Origin of the sequence: Actinoplanes hulinensis (genome assembly GCF_019429605.1) — a bacterium.
GTDB lineage: Bacteria > Actinomycetota > Actinomycetes > Mycobacteriales > Micromonosporaceae > Actinoplanes > Actinoplanes campanulatus.
On record NZ_JAHXZI010000009.1, the window covers coordinates 258,317 to 279,024 of the forward strand.

At 71.0% G+C, this 20,708-nt stretch carries 29 protein-coding genes; 11 read left to right on the plus strand and 18 right to left on the minus strand.

What is annotated here, in order from left to right; translation table 11 throughout:
• Positions 1-39 precede the first annotated feature (39 nt).
• Together KZ829_RS19070 and KZ829_RS19075 are read right to left on the minus strand one after the other, a co-directional pair.
• The gene (locus tag KZ829_RS19070) at positions 40-750 is read right to left on the minus strand and encodes a hypothetical protein (protein ID WP_220145259.1); all 711 of its coding nucleotides are present in this window, start codon (positions 748-750) and stop codon (positions 40-42) included.
• Between the two features lie 301 nt (positions 751-1,051).
• On the minus strand, positions 1,052-1,474 hold the full coding sequence (locus KZ829_RS19075; RefSeq protein WP_220145260.1) for a DUF4259 domain-containing protein: 423 nt from the start codon (positions 1,472-1,474) through the stop codon (positions 1,052-1,054).
• A gap of 42 nt (positions 1,475-1,516) precedes the next feature.
• Here KZ829_RS19075 and KZ829_RS19080 point away from each other — a divergent pair, with 42 nt between their 5' ends.
• The gene (locus KZ829_RS19080; protein WP_220145395.1) at positions 1,517-1,693 is read left to right on the plus strand and encodes a hypothetical protein; all 177 of its coding nucleotides are present in this window, start codon (positions 1,517-1,519) and stop codon (positions 1,691-1,693) included.
• A 452-nt stretch (positions 1,694-2,145) separates the two neighbouring features.
• The gene (locus KZ829_RS19085; protein WP_220145261.1) at positions 2,146-2,634 is read left to right on the plus strand and encodes a hypothetical protein; all 489 of its coding nucleotides are present in this window, start codon (positions 2,146-2,148) and stop codon (positions 2,632-2,634) included.
• Positions 2,635-2,674: 40 nt separating this feature from the next.
• Here KZ829_RS19085 and KZ829_RS19090 read toward each other — a convergent pair whose 3' ends face one another.
• The 7 genes from KZ829_RS19090 to KZ829_RS19120 all read right to left on the minus strand — a co-directional run bounded on the left by KZ829_RS19090 (position 2,675) and on the right by KZ829_RS19120 (position 9,119).
• Complete coding sequence (locus tag KZ829_RS19090; protein ID WP_220145262.1) at positions 2,675-3,505, minus strand: nitroreductase/quinone reductase family protein; 831 nt, start codon at positions 3,503-3,505, stop codon at positions 2,675-2,677.
• A 456-nt stretch (positions 3,506-3,961) separates the two neighbouring features.
• A complete protein-coding gene (locus tag KZ829_RS19095; RefSeq protein WP_220145263.1) occupies positions 3,962-4,738 on the minus strand; it encodes a sulfite exporter TauE/SafE family protein in 777 nt (258 codons plus the stop codon).
• Positions 4,739-4,807: 69 nt separating this feature from the next.
• Positions 4,808-5,386 carry a rhodanese-like domain-containing protein gene (locus tag KZ829_RS19100; protein WP_220145264.1) on the minus strand — a complete coding sequence of 193 codons (579 nt, stop codon included), beginning with the start codon at positions 5,384-5,386 and terminating at the stop codon, positions 4,808-4,810.
• Positions 5,387-5,426: 40 nt separating this feature from the next.
• The gene (locus tag KZ829_RS19105) at positions 5,427-6,821 is read right to left on the minus strand and encodes an MBL fold metallo-hydrolase (RefSeq protein WP_308285566.1); all 1,395 of its coding nucleotides are present in this window, start codon (positions 6,819-6,821) and stop codon (positions 5,427-5,429) included.
• A gap of 76 nt (positions 6,822-6,897) precedes the next feature.
• The gene (locus KZ829_RS19110) at positions 6,898-7,161 is read right to left on the minus strand and encodes a metal-sensitive transcriptional regulator (RefSeq protein ID WP_223150701.1); all 264 of its coding nucleotides are present in this window, start codon (positions 7,159-7,161) and stop codon (positions 6,898-6,900) included.
• 148 nt (positions 7,162-7,309) lie between these two features.
• Positions 7,310-8,278, minus strand: a complete 969-nt coding sequence (locus KZ829_RS19115) for an aminoglycoside phosphotransferase family protein (protein WP_372453879.1) — start codon at positions 8,276-8,278, stop codon at positions 7,310-7,312.
• On the minus strand, positions 8,160-9,119 hold the full coding sequence (locus KZ829_RS19120; RefSeq protein ID WP_246635850.1) for an EamA family transporter: 960 nt from the start codon (positions 9,117-9,119) through the stop codon (positions 8,160-8,162). Before KZ829_RS19120 ends, KZ829_RS19115 begins: the two co-directional genes overlap by 119 nt.
• Before the next feature lie 70 nt (positions 9,120-9,189).
• Between KZ829_RS19120 and KZ829_RS19125 the strand changes: the two genes are divergently transcribed.
• Complete coding sequence (locus KZ829_RS19125; protein WP_220145265.1) at positions 9,190-10,053, plus strand: LysR family transcriptional regulator; 864 nt, start codon at positions 9,190-9,192, stop codon at positions 10,051-10,053.
• Positions 10,054-10,074: 21 nt separating this feature from the next.
• On the opposite strand, the gene KZ829_RS19130 is transcribed toward KZ829_RS19125, so the two are convergent.
• Positions 10,075-11,022, minus strand: coding sequence for a DUF1152 domain-containing protein (locus KZ829_RS19130; RefSeq protein ID WP_220145266.1), 948 nt, complete (start codon positions 11,020-11,022; stop codon positions 10,075-10,077).
• Between the two features lie 89 nt (positions 11,023-11,111).
• Here KZ829_RS19130 and KZ829_RS19135 point away from each other — a divergent pair, with 89 nt between their 5' ends.
• Together KZ829_RS19135 and KZ829_RS19140 are read left to right on the plus strand one after the other, a co-directional pair.
• Positions 11,112-11,585: a GNAT family N-acetyltransferase gene (locus KZ829_RS19135; RefSeq protein ID WP_220145267.1), complete on the plus strand. Its 474-nt coding sequence runs from the start codon at positions 11,112-11,114 to the stop codon at positions 11,583-11,585.
• A complete protein-coding gene (locus KZ829_RS19140) occupies positions 11,582-12,094 on the plus strand; it encodes a hypothetical protein (protein WP_220145268.1) in 513 nt (170 codons plus the stop codon). The genes KZ829_RS19135 and KZ829_RS19140 overlap by 4 nt, the downstream gene beginning before the upstream one ends.
• Here KZ829_RS19140 and KZ829_RS19145 read toward each other — a convergent pair.
• From KZ829_RS19145 to KZ829_RS19155, 3 genes are read right to left on the minus strand one after another with little or no spacing between them, the layout of a single operon-like run.
• Positions 12,033-12,683, minus strand: a complete 651-nt coding sequence (locus tag KZ829_RS19145; RefSeq protein ID WP_308285567.1) for a maleylpyruvate isomerase family mycothiol-dependent enzyme — start codon at positions 12,681-12,683, stop codon at positions 12,033-12,035. The two genes, KZ829_RS19140 and KZ829_RS19145, sit on opposite strands and share 62 nt — an antisense overlap.
• Before the next feature lie 50 nt (positions 12,684-12,733).
• Positions 12,734-13,612, minus strand: a complete 879-nt coding sequence (locus tag KZ829_RS19150) for a helix-turn-helix domain-containing protein (RefSeq protein ID WP_220145270.1) — start codon at positions 13,610-13,612, stop codon at positions 12,734-12,736.
• Between the two features lie 42 nt (positions 13,613-13,654).
• Positions 13,655-13,879: a hypothetical protein gene (locus KZ829_RS19155; RefSeq protein ID WP_308285568.1), complete on the minus strand. Its 225-nt coding sequence runs from the start codon at positions 13,877-13,879 to the stop codon at positions 13,655-13,657.
• Between the two features lie 288 nt (positions 13,880-14,167).
• Between KZ829_RS19155 and KZ829_RS19160 the strand changes: the two genes are divergently transcribed.
• The 5 genes from KZ829_RS19160 (at position 14,168) to KZ829_RS19180 (ending at position 17,090) form a co-directional block, all read left to right on the plus strand.
• Positions 14,168-14,389, plus strand: a complete 222-nt coding sequence (locus KZ829_RS19160; RefSeq protein ID WP_220145271.1) for a hypothetical protein — start codon at positions 14,168-14,170, stop codon at positions 14,387-14,389.
• Between the two features lie 31 nt (positions 14,390-14,420).
• Complete coding sequence (locus tag KZ829_RS19165) at positions 14,421-14,657, plus strand: hypothetical protein (RefSeq protein ID WP_220145272.1); 237 nt, start codon at positions 14,421-14,423, stop codon at positions 14,655-14,657.
• 179 nt (positions 14,658-14,836) lie between these two features.
• Positions 14,837-15,712, plus strand: coding sequence for an alpha/beta fold hydrolase (locus tag KZ829_RS19170; protein WP_220145273.1), 876 nt, complete (start codon positions 14,837-14,839; stop codon positions 15,710-15,712).
• 6 nt (positions 15,713-15,718) lie between these two features.
• Positions 15,719-16,372, plus strand: a complete 654-nt coding sequence (locus KZ829_RS19175; RefSeq protein WP_220145274.1) for an alpha/beta hydrolase — start codon at positions 15,719-15,721, stop codon at positions 16,370-16,372.
• A 91-nt stretch (positions 16,373-16,463) separates the two neighbouring features.
• Complete coding sequence (locus tag KZ829_RS19180) at positions 16,464-17,090, plus strand: DUF6882 domain-containing protein (protein ID WP_220145275.1); 627 nt, start codon at positions 16,464-16,466, stop codon at positions 17,088-17,090.
• A gap of 138 nt (positions 17,091-17,228) precedes the next feature.
• Here KZ829_RS19180 and KZ829_RS19185 read toward each other — a convergent pair whose 3' ends face one another.
• Positions 17,229-18,011: a hypothetical protein gene (locus tag KZ829_RS19185; protein ID WP_220145276.1), complete on the minus strand. Its 783-nt coding sequence runs from the start codon at positions 18,009-18,011 to the stop codon at positions 17,229-17,231.
• A 157-nt stretch (positions 18,012-18,168) separates the two neighbouring features.
• On the opposite strand from KZ829_RS19185, the gene KZ829_RS19190 reads away from it, so the two are divergent.
• Positions 18,169-18,384 carry a helix-hairpin-helix domain-containing protein gene (locus KZ829_RS19190; protein ID WP_220145277.1) on the plus strand — a complete coding sequence of 72 codons (216 nt, stop codon included), beginning with the start codon at positions 18,169-18,171 and terminating at the stop codon, positions 18,382-18,384.
• A 1-nt stretch (position 18,385) separates the two neighbouring features.
• Here KZ829_RS19190 and KZ829_RS19195 read toward each other — a convergent pair whose 3' ends face one another.
• The 4 genes from KZ829_RS19195 to KZ829_RS19210 form a co-directional block, all read right to left on the minus strand.
• A complete protein-coding gene (locus KZ829_RS19195; protein WP_220145278.1) occupies positions 18,386-18,862 on the minus strand; it encodes an NUDIX hydrolase in 477 nt (158 codons plus the stop codon).
• 124 nt (positions 18,863-18,986) lie between these two features.
• The gene (locus tag KZ829_RS19200; protein WP_220145279.1) at positions 18,987-19,589 is read right to left on the minus strand and encodes a ribonuclease FAU-1 family protein; all 603 of its coding nucleotides are present in this window, start codon (positions 19,587-19,589) and stop codon (positions 18,987-18,989) included.
• A 121-nt stretch (positions 19,590-19,710) separates the two neighbouring features.
• On the minus strand, positions 19,711-20,184 hold the full coding sequence (locus KZ829_RS19205; protein ID WP_308285569.1) for an HIT family protein: 474 nt from the start codon (positions 20,182-20,184) through the stop codon (positions 19,711-19,713).
• 55 nt (positions 20,185-20,239) lie between these two features.
• Positions 20,240-20,707 carry a DUF1707 SHOCT-like domain-containing protein gene (locus KZ829_RS19210; protein ID WP_220145281.1) on the minus strand — a complete coding sequence of 156 codons (468 nt, stop codon included), beginning with the start codon at positions 20,705-20,707 and terminating at the stop codon, positions 20,240-20,242.
• Between the last annotated feature and the right edge of the window lies 1 nt (position 20,708).

Consider the following 20,708-nt stretch of genomic DNA (forward strand, 5'->3'; position numbering starts at 1 on the left):
CTTGGCTGGCCTCCCCATTCTCCTGGGATGATCTTCTCACTATGGGTTGGTCGTCGCGAGAGGTGGCGATGCCTCGGGCGCGAGTTCGGTGAGCCAGCTGTGGTCGTATCCGAGTTGGTCCCAGCGCGATTGCAGCCATCGCCGTTGCCGGATGGTCGAGGTGAGCCACTGGTGGCGCAGTCCGTCGGTCAGGTTGACGCGACGACCGGGTTCGAGCCATTGGGGCAGGTTGCGGAAGATGTCGGCGATCTCGTTGGCTTGTTTCCGCCGCGCGGTGGCGTCGGGCGATGGGTCATCCTGGGACACCGCGGTGAGGAAGCGGATTTCGAGGAACGCCAGGTGCAGAAGGCGGGCGGTGGCTTCTTCCATGGCTTCCTGCGCTGGGAGGTCCGCGGCCGGAGCCGGCGGGATCTCGTCGATGATGCGTGGCGTCCAGGCGCCGGTCGTGCGGCGGGTCGCGATGTAGGTGCGGACGGCGGGATAGGACGGTGTGGCGTCGTGTTCGTCGTGTAGCCGCTGCCAGATGGCCTTGGCGGTGATCCGCGGGTCGGCGTCCAACATCGCGTCGATGTGTTCGCGGAGTCCGTGCAGCACCGTCGGCTGCCGTTCGATCTTCTTGCGGGCTGGTGGCGTATCGGATTGCAGGTTCAGGCCCTCGGCGTCCCGTTCATTGCCGCCCGCGCCGCCGCGATCCGTCAGCACGTGCTCGACACGCCCGCGCCGATCGTCGCGGGCGCGCTCGGCTACCACCAGGTCACCGCCACCCGCCTCGCCGCTGAAGCCGGCACCACCTGGTCCAACTACGCATCGGGGCGATGATAGATAGCGCATTCAAGCCGGGCTACCAGTCGTGCTTGTCCATGAAGTTGATGTCGCCGAGCACCGTGCGACACATGCGCGTGCTTGACACCAGCGCGGGCCCGGTCGCGATCGGACTGGCTCTGTCAGCGGCACCGTTCGCTCTTACTGATCTGCGGTCTCGCCAGCATCGATGCCTGGACGCCTGCCGGATCGCCGTTGCGTCGTCGAGCACGGCGATGAACCTCGCAAACTAGCCCAAGGACGAGCGCAGGGCTGCGGCGATCACGTGAGCTGCGCGGGCGCCCTCGCCGTCCTCTTCGCCGTCGATCCAGGTGTCATACCAGTCGTTGCCAGGACGCAGCATCAGTTCCAGGCCTGCCAGCGCCTGAGCCCGCAATTGGACGTCAACGCCGCTGATCACGACCGCAGCCTCGGCGCCGTGCCCGATGTCGTCCAGCTGCTTGGCGCCACCTGGCACGCTCAGCGCCACAACCGCCGCCGCATCCACGACGTCCTGCTCGAACCAGTCGAAGCCGCGCTCCCCGATCCGGGACGCGCCGACGAGGATCTCGCGCAGCATCGCGCGCCGCTCATCGTCAGTACTCCCGGCTAGTAGGTCGAGCAGATCCTGGCCGGAATCGCTCGCAAACGGTGCCGGTCCCCATGTCGCCATGCGTCGCAGTACAGCACGGCGGGGCAGCTCAATGCGACCGTGGTGACAGCCTCACCGGAGCCCGAGCCGATCGCGGCCCTGCTGCTCGAATACCTCAGCCAGCGCACCGATATGCGCACCGCCACCAATCGCGAGGCGTGCTGGCTGTTTCCCGCCCGCCTCGCCGCCGAGTCCGGCACGACCTGGTCCAGCTATGCGCCCGGTGACCACGGAAAGTAGCTGACTCAGCCGGTCGGTGCCCTCATCCGAGCCGAACACGCAACAGTTGATTAGGCGGTCTCACCAGTATCGATGGCCGACAGCCGCACGGTTGGTTGCGGAGCCCCGTGTGCTGGTGATTGTTCACGAGTTCGGGTCCCACCCGAGGCGGTTCCTCGATCGGGTGGATTCGATGTTCGTGAGTTTCGGTCCCACTCGCGCCGGTGGGAGCATCGGCTGGTCTGGACGGGAGCCCGCCGATGCCGCCGATGTCGGAGGTCGAGGTGTTCGCGGCGATCCGGCGCGATTCACGGGTTGGCATGTCGGTGCGCGCGCTCGCACGCACGTGCGTCCACACCAGCCTCGTCCACGGAACCCCCCTGCCGTGCGAACCGCTATGGAGCAACGGGAAGTAGTGATCCCGACCGGGAAGACGATAGGCAACACCACCGGCCACCCGCCTTCATGGACACATGCCCGCCTCTCGCGCGCGACGAAGACTCATCGCCCTCGCCACCACCGCCGCAGGCCTGCTCATCGCCCTCATCGGCGTCCGCAGCCTCGACGACCTCACCTTCGAACTCAGCACCGAACTGGCCGCCACCGCCCTCGTCGCCGCCTTCTGGCTCCTCATCCGCCTGGCAGCCCCACCCCGCGCCACCTGCCCCCACTGCGGAAACCACAAGACGATCCTCCGCGCCGCCTCCACCACCGGACACCTGCAACACATCATCGGCCTCGGCGCCGTCGCCCTCGGCGGCTGCCTCGGCCCGATCATCCTGATCGGCGGCTACACCGACCTCGACCAGGGCAACCACGACAACATCCCCCTGCTGCTCACCCTCGGCTCACTCACCGCGCTCGGCTTCACCGTCGGCCTCCACTGGGTACGCCGGCACCGCCGCCGCCCACCGATCAGCTGCAAGGAATGCGGCTACCACTGGCCCACCACCACCCGCTGAACGCCACCGGCGACTCTCGCCGGTGGCGTTCACACCCGAATCAGACCCCGTCGAGCACCGGAATCAGCGCCTGCTCCTCGTAATCCAGATGCTTCTCCAGATCCGACGTCAGCGCATCCACCTCAACGGCCAGCGCCTCCCGCGACAGACCCGGATCCGCCAGCGCCGACCGCAACCTCTCCAACAGCCCGGCCACCACCTCATGCTCGTCCCGCAACCGCGCGAGCACCGGCCCCAACTCCGGGTACGCCTTTTCCAATCCCGGGAACATCCCCTCGTCCTCCCGTACGTGATGACCGTGCAGATTCGCACACAGGGTCAGACAGTTCACCCGCAGCTGAGCACCCAGCACCGGACCCGAGCCCGCCACCTCCGCCCGGATCACCGCCAGCTCCCGGCGAAACGCGTCATGCACCACCCGCAACGCCTCACCCGGCGACGACGCGTTGAACCCCGGCGGACCAGGAATCGCCGCAAGCGCCACCACCGGCAACTTCCGCCCGGACTGCCGCTCATAATCGGCCCAGCCCTGCTCCTGCTCGGCCGCGCGAGCGAACGTCTCGTCCCGCTCCGCACCGGACAGCACGGTGGCGGTCGCCCGGTAGGAGAACGCCCCGTCCTCGACGGTGACGACCGGATCGGCCAGCAGGTTGTGCACCCACGCCGGATGACGGGGCGATCCGCCCGCCGACCCGATGACCAGGATCCGCTCACCGTCGGGCAGATACCCCAGCGGCACGGTGTGCCGGCGGCCGCTGCGAGCCCCGGTCGTGGTCAGCAGGATCAGGCGGGCGCCCTCGAACATGCCGCCGACGCGGCCGTTGTTGCTGCGGAACTCATCAATGATGGAAGTGTTGAAATCGTTCGGCATTATCCGCTTTCAAGAGTCGTGACCTGCAGGAACCGTAGGTACACGACACAGCGGCGGAGCACGGGCGGCAACAGGCGACCGTGGCGGCCGCCCGGCGCTCAAGCGTCAGCCGGGTGCCCCACTCGGTAATGGCCCAAGGCCGACCCGGCAGTCACGACGCCCACCCTAGCCGATCCCCGGGGTCGTCGGCGAAGCCGTCCTTTGTGTTTTTGATTGGGGTGCGGCTTGCCGCACTACCTGTAAGCCATCCTAGGATGGAACGGGACGCTTCCCGATCTTTGTTCTGCTGTCGGTGGGGCCGGGCGGTCCGGGTGCGGTAGCCGCCGACGAGCTTTCGGACGCTGTGGCCGATCTGGCAGTAGACGATCAACTAGCCGACGAGCAGTGCGGCTACGGACGTCGGTCCCCTTCGGTGCCGTGGTGTGTGCCGTCGTCCCGGGTCTCCTCCGAAGGCGGTCAGGCCGTGACGGGGTCGACGATCGCCTGGATGGCGACGAACCCGGCGATGGCGAGGACGAGCCAGGCGAAGACGCGCTGCAGCCGAAGGGTGGGCAGCCGGCCGGCGAACCGCCCGGCCACGAGAGAGCCGGTGACGGCGGCGAGGGTGAACACCGTGGCGACACGGTAGTCGATGGCGGCGTCGCCGGCGTGCGCGGCGAACCCGGCGGCGGAGTTGACCACGATGATCACCAGCGAGGTGGCGACCGCGGCGAGCATGGTCAGGCCGAGCAGCAGGACGAGCGCCGGAATGATCAAGAAGCCGCCGCCGACGCCGAACAGCCCGGTCAGGAAGCCGACGCCCAGCCCGGCGGCGATGGACTTCGGAAGACAGCCGCGCCAGTTGACGCCGCCACCGGGCAGGGCGCAGTCGCCGCCGGAGTAGCCGGTGCCGCCCAGCATCCGCCACCCGGCGACCACCATGAGCACAGCGAAACCAGCCAGGACCAGGCGGGGATCGAGCAGCCGGTTGACCGCGGCGCCGGCGAACGCCGCGGCGGCACCGGTGCCACCGACGATGGCGGCGATACGCCACCGCACCAGCCCGGCCCGCACCCGTGGTAGCAGGGCGGTGGCCGACGAGACACCGACCACGAGCAGCGACGTGGGCACGGCCGCGGCAAGGGTCAGACCGGCGCCGTAGACCAGTGCGGGGAGGGCGAGGATCGAGCCGCCACCGCCGAGCAGGCCGAGCAGGATCCCGATGAGCGCGCCGAACCCGATCGCCGCGATCATGACCGGTCCCGGCCCGGCCGGCCCGCACGGGCCGGCCGGAAACGGATACCGCGAGGACACGGCACGCGACTACCGCCGATCGCCGGTCAGAGCGGTGACGACCTGGTCGAGGTCGGTACGCGGGCCGCGGTTGTAGGGCAACGTGGCAAGCAGCATGCCCATCGCGCAGCTGTTGCTCAGCCCCGCGAACGCCAGGCCCGCGCCGATGAACGCGGCCACCCACTTCACCGGCTCCACGAGGGTGCTGACGAGCACCGCGGTCAGGACGATACCGCCGGCCACCAGGCGGACCTGCCGTTCCAGGTCCCAGCGCGGCGTGCCGGCGCTCACCGGCGCCCGGGCGGCCTGCCAGGCGGCGATGCCGCCGGTGAGCACCCGCAGGTTCGGCAGGCCCGCGCCCGCCAGCGCCTGTTCGGCCTGGGCGGCGCGCTGCCCGGACCGGCAGACGAGCACCACCCGCTCGTCGAGGTGGTCACGGAGCTCGTCGCGGTGCTCGCGCAGCAGGTCGAGCGGCACGTTGTAGGAACCGGGGATGTGCGCGGTCTCGAACTCGGCCGGGGTGCGCACGTCGATCAACCGCGGCGCGTGGCCGGTGGTGATCAGATGGTGCAGGGCGGGGACGTCGAGTGCGGCGGTGGGCGTGGTCATGTGGTGCCGGTGCTCCTGTTCAGTTGTTGGGAACGATGGTTCAGTTACCGGGAACGATGGCCAGGCCGGCCTTGACGGCGTCGGCGTAGGCGTCGTCGATGTGCACGACCTGCCTGCCGGCGCGCCGCAGCAGGCTGCCGGCGGCCGCGGCGCGGTAGCCGGAGCCGCAGTGCACCCACACCGCGCCCGGGGGCACGTCGGCGAGCCGCGCGGGCAGATCGGGCAGCGGGATGTGCACCGCGCCGTCGATGTGGTCGGCGCGCCACTCGTTGGTCATCCGTACGTCGAGCAGCACGTCCACGGCGGGCAGCCCGTGCGGCGGGGTGCCGGTACGGGCGGCGGCCAGGTCGGTGAAGGTGGCAGTGCTGAGCCGGGTGAGGCGGGCGCCGTCGCCACCGGCCCACTGCTCGGGGCTGCCGGTGGCCGCGGCGGCGGGCCGGTCGATGCCGATCCGGGCCAGTTCGCGCTGCGCGTGCGCCACCTGTTCCGGGTCGTCGCCGAGCAGCGTGATCGGCGCGCCCCACGGAGCCATCCAGGCCAGCCAGGTGGACATCGGACCGTCCAGGCCGAAGCTGAGCGTGCCGGTCAGGTGCCGGTGCGCGAACGCCTTACGCGAACGCAGGTCGACCACCCACTCGCCGTCGGCGATCCGGGCCGCCAGCTCGGCCGGGTCGGCGGCGGTGACCGGGGTGAGGTCGATCAGGTCGGCGCCGGCGGTGTTGCGGGCGCCCATGTGCGCGTAGTACGCCGGGTAGGCGTCCAGGCCGGCCAGGGTGTCGCGGACGAAGTCGCCGGTCTCCAGTCGCAGCGCCGGGTTGGCGGTGCGTTCCCGGCCGATGGTCGACTCCGGCGCGTCCGACTGCGTCGCGGAGCAGAAGCTGCCGAAGCCGTGGGTGGGCCACACCCGCGCGCCGTCGGGCAGCAGGTCCGCCAGCCGCCGCACCGAGGCGTGCTGGTGCTCGGCCAGGGTGTGGGCGTGCTGCCTGCCGAGCAGGTCGGTGCGGCCGGTGGTGCCGAACAGCAACGACCCGCCGGTGAACACGCCGGCCGGCCCGTCGTCGCCGTCGAGCACGTACGACAGGTGGTGGAAGGTGTGCCCGGGCGTGGCCACGACCCGCAGCCGCATACTCGCCGATATCGCGATCTCGTCGCCGTCGGTCACCGGCCGCCGGTCGAAGCCGACCTCGTCGTCCGCGGCCACCAGGTACGTCGCGCCGGTCAGCCGGGCCAGGGCCAGGCCGCCGGAGACGTAGTCGTTGTGCAGGTGCGTCTCGGCGACGTGCGTGATGCGCACGCCGAGCCGGCCGGCCAGGGCCAGGATCCGGTCGATGTCGCGCTGCGGGTCCACCACGAGCCCTACCTGCCCGTCGTGGGCCAGGTAGCTGCGGTCACCCAGGGACGAGGTCTGCACGACCTCCACACTCAGCTCAGTCACAGCGCAACTCCAATCAGTGAATACCCCCGGGGGTATGCAACAAGCACAATGCGATCAGGTTCTCAGCCGAGGTCGGTCAGGAGAGGGACAGGAAGAGCTTCTCGAGTTCCTCTTCGCTCATCGGCGGCTCCTCGCCGCGCTCGCGGGCGGCCTGGCATTCCCGCATACCCGTCGCGATGATTTTGAAGCCGGCCCGGTCGACCGCGCTCGACACCGCGGCCAGCTGGGTGAGGACCCGCTTGCAGTCCTCCCCGTTCTCGATCATCGAGATCACCGCGCCGAGCTGCCCCTGCGCCCGCTTCAACCGGGTCAACGCGTCCCTGAGCAGGACCGGACTCATCTCCACCAGCACCCACCTCCTCCGCCACCATACCCCAGGGGGTATCGGTTCGACCTCTCTCGTCGGCGCAGCCGACTGGTAAAGGGTGCGGCTTGCCGCACTCCCCCTAGTGCGTCCTAGGAAGATAGGTTGTCGCCCACGCCCCGGCTCAGGCCGCGTCCGCCCAGTCGACGATCACCTCGAACATCGGGGCGCGGCCCGCGAACATCGACTCCCAGTCCCGGGTGTCGTAGCCCCTACCGCGCGGCTGGGCCGACCACGCCGACACCAGCATCCGCGGGGCCAGCCAGAAGTACTTGGCCGCGCCGGTGATCATCACGGCCTGGCGGGCCTGCCCCCACGACATGAGGTCGCGCATGCCGCGGGCATAGCCGTCGATCACCGCCTCGAGGACCGCCGGCAGCAGGGACACGTCCACGTGACCGTCCCAGAACGTGTCCAGCGCCAGGTTCGCCGCGTCCTCCCCCACAGCGCCGGGTCCCGCGTACGCCCAATCGAAGAGCACCATCCGCGGACCGGAACCGATCAGATTCATCGGCCACACGTCGTGATGGCACAGGGTGCGCGGCAGCGCGTCCGCGGCCTCCAGCAGCTCGTGCCGGCGCTCCCACAACCGCCGCAGGCCGGCGCGCAGCGCGGGCGGCCAGGCGGCCCGCGCCGCCGGATGATCCCAGTCCAGGTCGTCCGGGACCGGCTGGGCGAGGGTGTAGTCGCGCAGCCAGTCGCGGGCCAGCCAGCCGATCGCCGGCGGCCTTCCGGCCCATCCGGCCTGCGCGACCCCGAGACGGTACGCGAACTCGCCCAGCTCACCCGCACTCCACCGCATCCCGGCCGTGCCCTGGACGTCCTCCATCACCATGCCGACCCCGCCGTCGGCGTTCTCCGAGATGTCGTACAGCTCCGGCGCGGCGATCCCGGCGGACGCGAACGCGGTGGCGGCCAGCCCCGTCCCGTACGCCAACGGCTCCCGCCGCCAGTAGTTGAAGTGCCCCGGCTCGTCACTGGCCGCCAGATGCGCGGCCGCCCCCGCACGCCGCGGCGTCACCACCTTGAGGACGCGCCCGTCCGCCAGCCGCCAGACGCCGCCGGTGACCTCGTTCGCCGTGCTGTGCTGCAGCAGCTCCATGCCCGGCATTCTGCCGAACGGCGAGCACGTTCACCGCCACCACCACGGCGATGCCGATCCACTCGTGCACGGCCAGCACCTGTCCGAGAAGGACCAGCCCGGCCAGGGCCGCGAACACCGGGTGCACGCTCATCACCACACCGAAGTACCGGGCCGGGACGCGGCGCAGCGCGATCAGGTCGGCCGCGTACGGCACCACCGAACTCAGCACCCCGGCGCCGACCGCGAACAGCAGCGCCGTACCGGTCAGCCGCCCCTGCGCGACCAGCAGGACCATCACCGGCAGGTACATCAGCGCCGACACACTGGTGGCCGCGGCCGGCGCCTGCAGCCCCGGCAGCCGTGTCCCGAGCAGCCGGTTGAGCAGGATGTACGACGCCCAGCAGCACGCCGCCAGCACCCCGCAGCCGATGCCCGGCCAGTCGCTGCTCCCGGACGGCAGCACCAGCACGTACACCCCGACGCCGGCGCCGGCCGCGCACAGCAGGTCGAACCGGCTGCGGGAGCCGGCCAGCGCCACCGCCAGGGGCCCGAGGAACTCCAGCGTCACGGCCAGGCCCAGGCCGATCCGGTCGACGGCCGTGTACAGCGACAGGTTCATGGTCGCGAACACCAGGCCGAGCAGGAGCGTCGGCCACCACTGCGCCCACGTGAACCGCCGCGGGTCCGGGCGCGCCACCGGCAGCAGGACGGCCGCCGCCACGAACTGCCGTACCGCCACCACCCCGGCCGGGCCGATCGCGCCGAACGCGTGCGCGCCGACCGCCGCGCCGATCTGGTTGCTGGCCGCGCTGCCCGTCATGATCGCCAGCCCGCCCGCCGTCGTCGTCATACCCCGCAGTCTCGGCAACAGCGGGCCGCGCCGGGAAATACGCTTCCCGGCAGATCTATACGCTGAACGTATGGATCTGCAGCTGCGTCACCTGCGGGCACTCGTCGCGGTCGCCGACACCGGCACGTTCACCGACGCCGGCACCGAGCTCGGCGTGTCCCAGGCCGCGGTGTCACGGGCCATCGCCGCGCTGGAGGAGGCGCTCGGCGTACCCGTGCTGGAAAGAACCACCCGCCGGGTCGCGCTGACCGCGACCGGAACCCAGGTCCTGGCCGGCGCCCGCCGCATCCTCGACGAGATCACCCACCTGCGGCGTCTCGCCGAGAGCCGGCGCGGCGAACTGCGTATCGGATACGCATGGGCCGCGCTGGGCAAACACACCCGCCGCCTGCAACGGGCGTGGGCCACCGGCCATCCCGGCACCCCCCTGGTCTTCGTGCACACCAACACGCCCAGCGCGGGTCTGAGCGACGGCACCGCCGACGTGGCGGTGATCCGCCGCCCGCTCGACGACCCGCGTTTCGCGACCGCGCTGATCGGCGCCGAGACCCGCTGCGCCGCCGTCGCCACCGACAATCCGCTCGCCCGGCGCCGCACCCTGCACCTGCGCGACCTGGCGCGCTATCCGGTCGCGATCGACGCGCGCACCGGAACCACCACTCTCGACCTGTGGCATCCCGGCCCGGAACCGGCGGCGATCCGCACCACGCACGGTGTCGACGAGTGGCTGACGCTGATCGCCGCCGGCCAGGCGGTCGGCGTCACCTCCGAGGCCACCGCCAACCAGAACCCGCGCCCCGGCGTCGCCTACCGCACGCTGCGGCAGGCGACCCGCATCGACGTCTGGCTCGCCTGGTGGCGCGACGACCCGCCGGCCGGCCTCGACGATCTGGTCCGGCTCAGTCGCGCCGCTTATGCTTCCGGTCTTCCTTGAGGGGTACGCGCTGAGCGCGCTTCAGTGTGGGAACGGGACCCGGGGGCGCGGGTCGATCTCGTCGCGGAACCGTTCGATGAGGTGGCTGACCTGGAGCATGTCGTCGGTGCCGCGGATCCGGTCCAGGTAGAGCGACCGGGCCGCCAGGCCGGGCAGGTCGAACGTGAAATACATCGCCATCAGCGGGTTCACGAACAGCGGCGTCCCGCCTGCGCGGCCGTCCAGCGGCACGTCCCCGCAGGCGCCGGTCAGGGCCGCGGCGATCTGGCCGTTGACGATGCTGGACCGGCCGGGCGTGCTCGTGCAGGCGTGTTCGACGGCGTCACGGTAGAGGGCCGCCTCCCGGCCGTGCGACGGCACCGTGAACGCGCCCAGGTAGTGGCCGTCGCGGTCGAGGGCGGCGATGTTCTCCAGCACCTGCACGTGGTTGATGCCGTGGTAGGCGTCGATGCCGAACCCGATGGACGCCACCAGCCTGGTCGGCACCGGGGTGGCGGCCACCGCGGCGAGGCTCGTCGCGTCCTCGACCGGGGTGCCCAGGGCGGCCTCGTCGCCGCGCATCAGGATGTCGGTGCCGCCGTCGACCAGGATGATCGCATCCAGGTCGAGCCGTTTCGCCAGCCGGCGGTAGGCGGCGCGCAGTGGGCGTACGCCGGTGCGGGGGAAGGCGTGGACCGTGGACGGCAGGCTGTGCAGGGCCAGCCAGCGGGCCAGGGTCCGCTCCGGGAAGTAGTCCTCCGGGCCGACGGTGCCGGCGGTGATCGCCGCTACCCCGGGTTCCCGCCAGACGGTCTTGTCGAGGGCGTGCAGGTTCACGATCGAGAGGCTGCCGAAGTGGACCGTCCGGCCGGTGCTCTGCAGGGCCAGGGCCAGCGGTAGCCCGGCGTAGACGTCGAACCCGCCGCCGGCGCCCGCGATCAGCACGCGCCGCGCGTCGGACAGCGCCTCGAAGAACGGCAGTCGCCACACGTGCCCATGATCGTGACTCGTGCCGTGGCGCGCACCTCCTATAGCATCCTAGGAGGATAGGTTGGGACCTGTTCGATAGAGTTCCGGCTATGGGAGCGCTGCGGCTCGAGCCGATGACCCACGAGCAGTTCCGGTCCTACCGGGAGGAGACGATCCGCTCCTACGCCGCCGATCTGGCCGGCACCGGCCTCACTCCGGAGGACGCGCTCACCCAGGCCGAACAGAGCACCGCCACCCTGCTGCCGGACGGGCTGGCGACACCCGGCCATCACCTGTGGACCGGCTGGGACGGCGACCTCGAAGCCGGTGTGCTGTGGATGCGGGTCCGCACCGAGGCCGACGGCCCGCACGCGTTCATCTTCGACTTCTTCATCCACGAGGCGGTCCGCCGCAAAGGGTACGGCCGGGAGCTGATGCGGGCGGCCGAGGCCCGGTGCCGGGAGCTCGGCGTCGTGTCGATCGGGCTGCACGTCTTCGCCCACAACCCGGGCGCCCACGCCCTGTACGAGCAGATGGGCTTCCGGACCACGTCGTACAACATGGCCAAGAGCCTCGTCCCGTGACTGATGGGCTGGACGCCGCCCGCCGGGGCCGGCCGCACCACCCCGACCGCGCGACGGACGGGACCCGGTTCGAGGTGTTCGTGGAGCGGCTGGACGCCGTTTCGTGGGGCCGACTGCATCACGCCTACGGCATCGCCGACGACGTGCCGGGCATGCTGCGGACGCTGCGCGACCCCGACCCTGAGACACGGGGCGACGCCCTCGGCGGGCTGCACGCCACCGTCCTGCATCAGGGCACCCGGTTCCAGGCCAGCCAGGCGGTGGTGCCGTTCCTCGTCGCGTTGATCGACGATCCGGCAACGCCCGACCGGGGCGACCTGCTGCGGTTGCTCACCGGCATCGCGATCGGCGACCGGCGCGACGACCGGCACGGATCGGGCCCTCGCACCAACGCTGTGGGAGCGTCCCGCACCGGATGTTCGTTCACCGCGTGGGAAGGCGGGGTGGTCAGCCCAGGGTCAGCGGGCGTAGGCCGGCCGCGTCGAGGCGGTCCCGCTCGGCGGGGGTGAGCGGGGCGCGGCCGGTGGCCTTGCGGATCACCGTGAGTGGGTTCCAGCCGACGGCGGCGACCGACTCGCGCCACGGCGGGCCGAACAGCAGGGCGAGCACCCTCTCCGCCGCCGGCTCGGTGAGCCACGGCGGCACGCCGGCGGCGTCGGCCACGTCGACTCCGTGGACCGTGGCCTCCACGATCCGGGTGAGCAGGAAGTCGCCGAGCAGCATGGCGTCGCCGTGGCGGGTTCGCACCAGACGGTCGTCCGGTTCGGGAGAGCAGACCGTGCGCACCTGGGCGGAGACATCGGCGAGGCGGGCGGCGAGGTCGCCGGTGACGGCCTGGGCGGTGCGCACCCGTTCGGCGTTGGCCTCGGCGCCGAAGCGGTCGTCGGCGCGGTAGTAGCCGGTCGCGCTCACGTCGGCGGTCCTGGGCTCGGGCGCGGCGACCATCGCGGGCACCCGGCCGAGCACGGTGATCACGTGCCCGACGACGTCGCGGACCGTCCACGGCGTACAGCGGGTGGGCAGGTCCCAGGCGGACGGTGGCAGGGCACGCAACGCCCGCACGAAGGCTTCACACTCGGCGTCCAGCGCCGTTCGCACTGAGATGATCATGAGAGGAGCAGCATACGGCCGTAATGCCCCCGGGATCGTCACGGGTTGAGCAGCATGCGGGCGTAGTGAGTCTGGTACCTGTCCAGGGTGGGCTCGGCGTCGGCGGTGGCGACCCGTTCGATGGCGTCGAAGACCCGGCGGTAGCTGCGGACGATGCGGCGGCCGCGGGAGATCATGCTGGTGTTGAAGAGGTCGACCAGGACGCAGCGGTCGTCGGCCAGGTAGAAGCCGTGGTAGGGCGCGATGGGCCACTCGGCGTCGTCGGGGACGATCCGCAGGGTCACGTTCGGGTAGGCGGCGACCTCGCGGATCCGGCCGATCTGGGCGATCATCTCGGCGGGGCGGCCGATCCGGTTGCGCAGGACCGCTTCGGTGATCAGGAAGACGAAGGCGCGGTCCGGCAGGAGCAGGATCTGGTTGCGGTTCATGCGGGCGGTGACCGCCTCGGAGACCGCGACCGCGGAGTCGGCGACGCGGGCGTCGTCCAGCTCGGTGTGCAGGTCGGACATGACGGCCCGGGCGTACTCGCTGGTTTGCAGCAGGCCGGGCACGACCGCGGGCTGGAAGACGCGGTGTTCCAGGGTGGAGACCTCGAGCTGGCGCAGGTCGCGCTGGCGTTCGGCGAGGCCGAGGTGGGCGGGCCGCCAGTCGGTGAGCCGGTTGTCGGCGTGTTCGGCGCGGGTGACGAGCTCGTCGACCTCGTCGGGCGGGAGACCGAGCTCTTCGGCGAGCAGGCGCACGTCGGCGGGTTCGGCGGCGACGGCGCCGGTCTCCAGCCGGGAGATCTTGGCCTGGCTCATCCCGACGCGTTCGCCGAGGGCCTGGCCGGGGATCCGCTTGCTCTTGCGCAGGCGGGCGAGGACGACGCCGACGGGTTCGTCGGTGGTCTGGCCCGGGGAGTCGGGCGAGCCGCTCATGTGTGGTGACCCGCCTCCCTCCACGCGCGCTTGGCTCCGATCTTAGGTGTCCGCCCGCACTGCGGCGGCGAGCAGTTCCGCCGGGATCTCGACGAGTTGCTCGCCGTCGGGCAGGTCGAGGTCCACGCTGTCGGCGGAAACCGTGTATCCCTGGACGATCAGGGTGCCCCGGTCCGTGCGGTAGACGGTCGGGCAGCTGCCGCCGCCGCAGAGCGTGGTGAGCAGGGTCAATTCGGGCGTATCGCCGCTATTATCGTGATTTGACACGGCCTCTGATGATACGCGGCCTTGCGAATATTCGGGCCGGACCTCACTCAAACACACCCAAAGGCGTAGCCGTGTCATCGGTTCGGGCGATTACGCGCTCCGCGCACGCTCAGCTCATTCATTCTCGCGAATAGGCGTTGTGACCTTCGTGCATAGAGCCGCATATTCATGGCAGAGAGACACGGAATCGTCACGACATCGCGGTCGGCAGGTTCTCGACATCGGGGTCATGGCTCTCGGTAGGTGCATATGCGTCGCGACCCGGCATCGCCTGGATCGGAGGCCACCATGCTCTTCCCCACCTCACTGTCGGCGCTGCTCGACGAGCCGTTCCTCTACCTGGCCGTCGCCGCCGTCTGCCTGCTCCTCACGCTCCGCGCTCTCCGCTCCCTCCGGCGGGTGCTCCTGCCGACCGGGACGCTGCTGCGGGCCGGCATCGCGGCGTCCCTCGTCGCCTTCACCACCACCCTGGCGCTGGCGATGGTCGCCGCCGCCGCGCTCGCCCGGTGAACCCGCGGGACGTGCCCGGAGGAGGAAAACCATGATCGAGTACGCCGTACCGGCCGCCGTGGCAGCCGTGGTGGTCCTGGTCGTCCTCACCGAGATCGCGGCGGCGGTGCTGCCGATCGTGATCGTTCTGCTGTTCGTGCCACCGCACGAGCGGGAGAGCCTGGCCCGGCTGCTCGCCGCCTGCGACAGCTCACGCCGGCTGCGCCTGTGGCCGGCGTTGCGGGCCGCCGTCCGCGCCCGTCGCAGCGGGATGGAGCGGGTACCGTGACCACCGATTCACCCCGGCGGGCGCGTTGCGGCCGCGAGTGGGCAGGGGCTCGCGGGCCTGGTAGCCACGGCTCACGTAGCCCGTACGAGAAACAGGTCTTAAGGGCTTTCCCTGACAGGGATTGATTTGAATGCGTGAGAGAGTGCGGAGGTCCTGTCTCCTCGTCGGAAGGACCTCTCGTGCGACGACTCGCCGTACGTGTCACCGCCGCGCTCGCTCTCGTCGCCGCTGTCGCCGTCGCGCCGCAAGCGGCGTCCGCGGGCGGCGCGGCGCCACCGTTCTCCTGGTCGGCGTGCACCGAACCGCTGCTGATCGGGTTCGACTGTGCCACCTACGAGGTGCCGTTGGATCATGACAAGCCGCGTGGGGCGACCACCACGATCGCGCTGTCGCGGCGGCCGGCCGGGGATCCGGCGCACCGGATCGGAACCATCTTCGTCAATCCGGGTGGGCCGGGCGGCGCGGGGCGCAACATGGTGCGCGCCGCGGCCCGGATCGCGTCGCCGGAGGTGCTCGCCCGGTTCGACCTGGTCGGGTTCGATCCGCGCGGGATCGGCGGAAGTGACCCGATCCAGTGTTTCGGGACCGACGCCGAGGCCGAGGCGCTGTACGCGCGGATGACCGGTGTGCCGATCACCCGGGAACAGATCGCGAGCACGCTGGCGGCCAACCGGGAGTACACCGCGGCCTGCGAGGACAACATCGGGCCGCTGCTCACGCACATGAGCACGCTCAACGTGGCGAAGGACCTCGACCTGCTGCGGCAGGGCGCCGGGGACGACCGGCTGACCTACATCGGCTACTCCTACGGGACGCTGATCGGCGCGACCTACGCCAACCTGTTCCCGAAGAGGGTGCGGGCGGTCGTCCTGGACGGCAACGTCGACCCGGATCAACGGACCAACCACCGGCTGGCGAACAAGTTCGAGCGGGCCGGTGGGTTCGAGATCGCCCTGGACGGGTTCCTCACCGAATGCGACAAGGCCGGGGCCGCCTGCGCGCTCTCCGGGGACGCGCGCGGCAAATTCGACCGGCTGCGCGACCGGCTGCGATAGGGGCCGGTGGAGATCCCGGGCCTGGGGACGATCACCCTCGACGACCTGACCGGGTTCACCGGGCAGACCCTCTACAACATGGCGAGCTTCCCGGACGCCGCGCAGCAGATCCAGGAGGTCTACGACCTGGTCTTCGGCGACCCGGCCGCGCTGCGGACCGCCGGCGTCCGCCTGCCGTCGGCCCCGCCCGCGCGGGGCTGGCTCACCGACGACGCCTACAGTTACACCGGCAACGACGCGGGCTTCGCGGTGAACTGCGCGGACGCGCCGCTGCCGCGGAACCCGGCGCTCTATCCCGGGTTCGCGGTGGCCTTCGAGAAGGCCCATCCGACGTTCGGCCGGGCGGAGGCGTTCAGCGAGGTCGGCTGCGCCACCTGGCCGAAGATCACCGAGGCGTACGACGGACCGTGGAACCGCCGGACCGCGGCGACGATCCTGGTCGTGAACCCGACCTACGACCCGGCGACCCGGCTCGACTTCGCGGTCCGGATGACCCGTCAGCTCGGTGACGCACGGTTGCTGACGCTCGACGGCTTCGGTCACACCAGCAACTACAGCGCGTGTGTTACCAGCTGGTATACCCGTTATCTGATCGATGGCGACCTTCCTCCGAAGGGCACGCGGTGCGCTCAGGACCGGGTCCCCTTCCCGGCTGTCTGAGAATTGGCGGCGCCGGTGCCGACCCAGGCGGTCGGTACCGGCGGACCCGCATGTCACACTGCACCGGCTACCTTGATCGAAAGGCCGGTACGTGTCCTCGTTCGATGACCTGTTCGCTCAGCATGTCGCCACCGGCATGGCTCGGCAGCTCGACCTGAATGCGGGCATGGTGACGTTCGGCAACGATCTTCGCTACCCCATCCAGCTGCTGGGCACGGAGAGTCATGCGGACGGCACCTGGTTGTGGGCCTGGGCCAATCAGAGCGCCGGCGTCTCCCCGCACCTGCTGGAACTCGCCGGATGGCTGCGCGAGCACGGGCGCATCCACAACGTCCGCGAACTCACCGAGCCGGCGCTGCGCCTGGACCGCACCGACGGCCACCGCATCGCGCTGGTCGCCTCCGGGCTGACCGGGCGTTCCTACTACCGTGGCGCCTACCAGGGCGGCGCGATCTTCTTCCACCTCGAGAACCTTCCCTCCCGGGTACGCACAGCGGTCCCACCCGAGCGCACCTTCACCGTCCTCGGACAGGTGTTGCAGGCCTTCGCGGTCGACCATCGGACGGTCGTGGTGTCCTTCCTCAAGCAGCAGGGCTGGCGGGTCGACGACACCCCCGGCGGCGTGATGGGCCGGCACCCGGACAACTCGACGGTTCGTGTCACCTTCGACCACCTGGGCCGGGTCAGCGATCTGACCGGTCAGGTGCAGCCCCGCTGACCCGCGAGGCGAGCGCCGCGCCGACCGCCTCCTGAGGGGTTGTCCATGCGGACGTTGGTAGGTGCGGCCGGTCCCCAGCGCAGCGACGAGCACCGACAGGACCTGGACGCGGCTGCGTGAGCGCTGTTGATGGACGGGTCACAGACCGATGGCTGCGGCCGCGAGCTCGTACCGCCGAGCTTCGTCCTGCAGATCGGCGGTCTCACCTCCGGACACGACTCGCTCGTTTGTCGTGGCCAGCCGGAACAGCAGGGCCCGTGCTACCGCCGCCGCCGATACGTCCACCGTCTCCCACAGCGACGCGGGTGCGTCGTGCCAGCAGAGCGCGTCAGCCACCACGATGCCTTCGGCGTACGCGGGCGGCCGCCAGTAGGGCGAGACATCGATGACGGCCGGCGGGAGCCCGGACGCGAACAGGACGTTCTTCGTCAGGTCCCCGTGCACGAGCTGTGGGCGCCCCAACGGCTCGAGCGCGTCCTGCAGCCGGCGGGCCAGGGCGGCGAACTCCGGCAGGAACCGGACAGCCCGTTCGCCCCAGGCCGCTCTGTCCGCCTGTGCCCACCAGTCCTGTCGCGTATCGAGAAAGGCCGGCCGGCCGATATGGGCGACCGCCCGGTGAAACGCTCGGCCGGCGGTGAGGATCTCCTGCCACGTCGACACGGCGCAGTAGTCCGGTTCGGTGCCCTGGACCCGCCGCGTGGCAGACCATCCCTGCACAGCCCAGGCACCGTCACGGGCGCGGACCGGCGCTGCCAGCCGGAAACCGTCACCCGTCACGTCGGCGAACGCAGCGGCCAGCCACTCGTGCAGGGCGCCCCCGTCCGGCTTGAGTACCAACTCCTCCGCAGCCCACGAGGTGCCTTGCCCACCAGCCAGAGACCGGGCGGGCCCGTCGGCACCGAACGCGTGCAGGACAGTCAAGGGAGGATGATCGGGAGACATTCGGTGCACGGTAGAGGGCGGCCGCCGTTCTATCGACGAGATTTGCACGGAGGGCATCCGATCACGCCGCAGCCAACGCGCGGTCGGCCTCGTCTGCACCCACACCGGAGGCTGGTCATGCGGCTATCGTGTCCGGGTGAGCACCCGCGATGCGCCGGCGAGGATCGGCGACCTGCCACCGATCGGGCGGCCCGCCAACAGCGCCCTGCTGGCCGCCGGCGTCACCACCCTCGCCCAGGTCGCCACCCATCGACCGGCCGAGCTTCTGGCGATGCACGGGGTCGGGCCGAAAGCGATCCGCCTGCTGTCCGAGGCCCTCGCCGACCACGGCCTGACCTGGGCCGGCGAGTAGGTCAACGCGAACCGGCGAACCACGGGTCGCCGTCGCCGGCCAGAGCGAGCGCCAGGCAGCGCGCCTGGTGGGCGGGCAGCGGCGGCATCGAGTCCGGCGTGAACCAGCCGACCTCGACGGACTCGTCGTCGTTGACCCGGGCCTCGCCGGAGACGACCCGGCACCGGAACCCGAGGGCGAGCCAGTGGACCTGGTCGCCATTGGGGGCCACGGACAGGTCCAGTGCCTCCACCGACAGCAACCGCTCGACCTCCACCACGACACCCGTCTCCTCGTAGACCTCACGCCGGGCGCCGTCGGCCGGCTGCTCGCCGGGCTCAAGGCAGCCCGTGGCGAGAGCCCACTCCCCGTTGTCGGAGCGGCGGACCAGCAGCACCCGATCCCGTTCGTCGAGAACCACGGCGATGACGCCACTCAACGGCAGCGGGGCGTGACCGATCTTGGCGCGCAGGGCGACGACGAACTCGGGTACGGGCATGCGCGCCACCCTACGAAGGCCGCACCAGCGGGCGGGGTGGCAGCCATGGACGGGAGACGTCACCATGTCATCGAGCACGGCTACCAGCCGCCGGACGATTTCGTTGAGGCGATCTGCCGCTGATCTACCGCTCCGGGGCGGCGAGCGGACCCCATCGCGGGTCCGGGCGGAAGTCGGTGAGGCAGCCGTCGAAGGGGTCCTCTCTCGCCTCGATCAGGCCGGCGAGACGCTCGCCTTCGGCGCGGATCGCCGCCGCCCCCTGGGTGTCGTAGTAGTGGGGATGGCCGATGCGCTCGGCGAACTCGTCCTCGTCCTTCCACCGCCACGCCCGCTGCGGGGTGGCCACGATGTCCAGCACGTGATCGACGGTGTCCACGCCGCCGGGGCGCCGGGTGCACGGGGCTTCGAGGTTCACGTACCAGCCGTCGAAGACGCCGTCGCGGAAGAACCACCACACCGAGTGGGCGGCGCCCGGCGGCATCAGGATCAGCACGTCCGCACCGGTCCAGGCGGCCGAGGCCAGAACCGGGTCACGCATCCGGTCGAGGGTCACGTCGTGCAGCGTCCGGCCGTCCGCGTCGGTCATCCGCAGATAGCCGCCACCCAGCGGATGCCACAGCAGCAGCCCCGCCGCGTCGTCCGCCACCACCCACAGCGGCTGCTCGAACGTGCACCGCCCGCCCCGGAAGTAGCGGCGCGTCACGATGCCGCCTGCCTCGAAACCCAAACCAGTCAACCCCTTCACCGGTACGACGTGAGCGCGTGATGGAGGATCGCGAAGGCGTCACCCTGCAACTGGGTGACCGCGATGTTCCCGGCTCGGCCCAGCACACGGGCCCGCTCGCCGGTCATGCCCGGGACTCCAGGTGCGGGCGCAGGCGGGCCGCGTAGGGCTCGCGGTGCTCGGCGGTCATGAAATCGGGCAGGGGCCGGGCACGGTACAGGTCGTCGCCGTCGTACCGGGGCAGGACGTGCACGTGGTAATGCCAGACGTCCTGGTTGCCGGCGGGCTCGTTGTGCTGGCGCACTGAGGTGCCGTCGCAGCCGTACCCCTTCTTGAGGGCTATCGCGATCTCCCGCACCAGGTCGTGGACCGCGTGGCCATCGCGGGCCGGCAGGTCGTAGAGGTTCTCGTGGTGGGCGTTGGGCACCACGAGGACGTGGCCGGGGTTCTTCGGCCACCAGCGTGGCGAGATCACGGCGGTCGCCAGCTCGCCGCGGTGCACGACGGCACGCTGGGCGCCGGGATCGCGCGGGTCGTCACCACCTGCCACCAGGCGGCAGAACGGGCAGGCGTAACCGTCCGGCTCATGGTTGAACACACCGACCTCCATCGCTGCGGAGACCGTGACGTTAGCCGGTTTCCGCAGCGGCGAGCTATCCGATCATCAGGGCTGGTGGGGTCTCGGTGGTGCTGTGGTAGTTGCTGACCGCGTAGCGGCCGGGCAGCAGGCGCAGGTCGGTGTGCATCGGGTAGTTGATCCAGCCGTCGACCGGGACCTCGCTGACGACCGTGCCGTCCACCGGGGACAGGGTGTGCAGCACGCCCAGGTAGGTGAACGCCACGAAGCGGTTGGCGTCGGCGAGGGCGTCGCCGAGCCAGGTGACCGCGTTGCGGCGGTCCGCGGCCCGCACGCGCAGCCGGTTGGTCCAGTCGCGGACGCCGGGCCGGTCCGGCAGGTCGGCCACCAGCCCGGCCAGGATCTGCGGGTCCCTGGCGCGCTCCGCCGTGCCGGTTCGGGTCTCGTGTTCGGCGGCGTCGATGCGGCCCTCGGCCAGGGCGAGGTCGAGCAGATCGGTGGTGTGCTGCCGGTCGGCGTGCGAGGCGCGCGGGAGATCGGTCACG

Bases quoted from the DNA above. Each gene is read 5' to 3' on its own strand.
- KZ829_RS19075 (WP_220145260.1), bottom strand. From the start codon at position 1,474: ATGGCGACATGGGGACCGGCACCGTTTGCGAGCGATTCCGGCCAGGAT.
- KZ829_RS19085 (WP_220145261.1), top strand. From the start codon at position 2,146: ATGCCCGCCTCTCGCGCGCGACGAAGACTCATCGCCCTCGCCACCACC.
- KZ829_RS19090 (WP_220145262.1), bottom strand. From the start codon at position 3,505: ATGCCGAACGATTTCAACACTTCCATCATTGATGAGTTCCGCAGCAAC.
- KZ829_RS19095 (WP_220145263.1), bottom strand. From the start codon at position 4,738: ATGATCGCGGCGATCGGGTTCGGCGCGCTCATCGGGATCCTGCTCGGC.
- KZ829_RS19100 (WP_220145264.1), bottom strand. From the start codon at position 5,386: ATGACCACGCCCACCGCCGCACTCGACGTCCCCGCCCTGCACCATCTG.
- KZ829_RS19110 (WP_223150701.1), bottom strand. From the start codon at position 7,161: ATGAGTCCGGTCCTGCTCAGGGACGCGTTGACCCGGTTGAAGCGGGCG.
- KZ829_RS19120 (WP_246635850.1), bottom strand. From the start codon at position 9,119: ATGACGACGACGGCGGGCGGGCTGGCGATCATGACGGGCAGCGCGGCC.
- KZ829_RS19125 (WP_220145265.1), top strand. From the start codon at position 9,190: ATGGATCTGCAGCTGCGTCACCTGCGGGCACTCGTCGCGGTCGCCGAC.
- KZ829_RS19135 (WP_220145267.1), top strand. From the start codon at position 11,112: ATGGGAGCGCTGCGGCTCGAGCCGATGACCCACGAGCAGTTCCGGTCC.
- KZ829_RS19150 (WP_220145270.1), bottom strand. From the start codon at position 13,612: ATGAGCGGCTCGCCCGACTCCCCGGGCCAGACCACCGACGAACCCGTC.
- KZ829_RS19160 (WP_220145271.1), top strand. From the start codon at position 14,168: ATGCTCTTCCCCACCTCACTGTCGGCGCTGCTCGACGAGCCGTTCCTC.
- KZ829_RS19165 (WP_220145272.1), top strand. From the start codon at position 14,421: ATGATCGAGTACGCCGTACCGGCCGCCGTGGCAGCCGTGGTGGTCCTG.
- KZ829_RS19195 (WP_220145278.1), bottom strand. From the start codon at position 18,862: ATGCCCGTACCCGAGTTCGTCGTCGCCCTGCGCGCCAAGATCGGTCAC.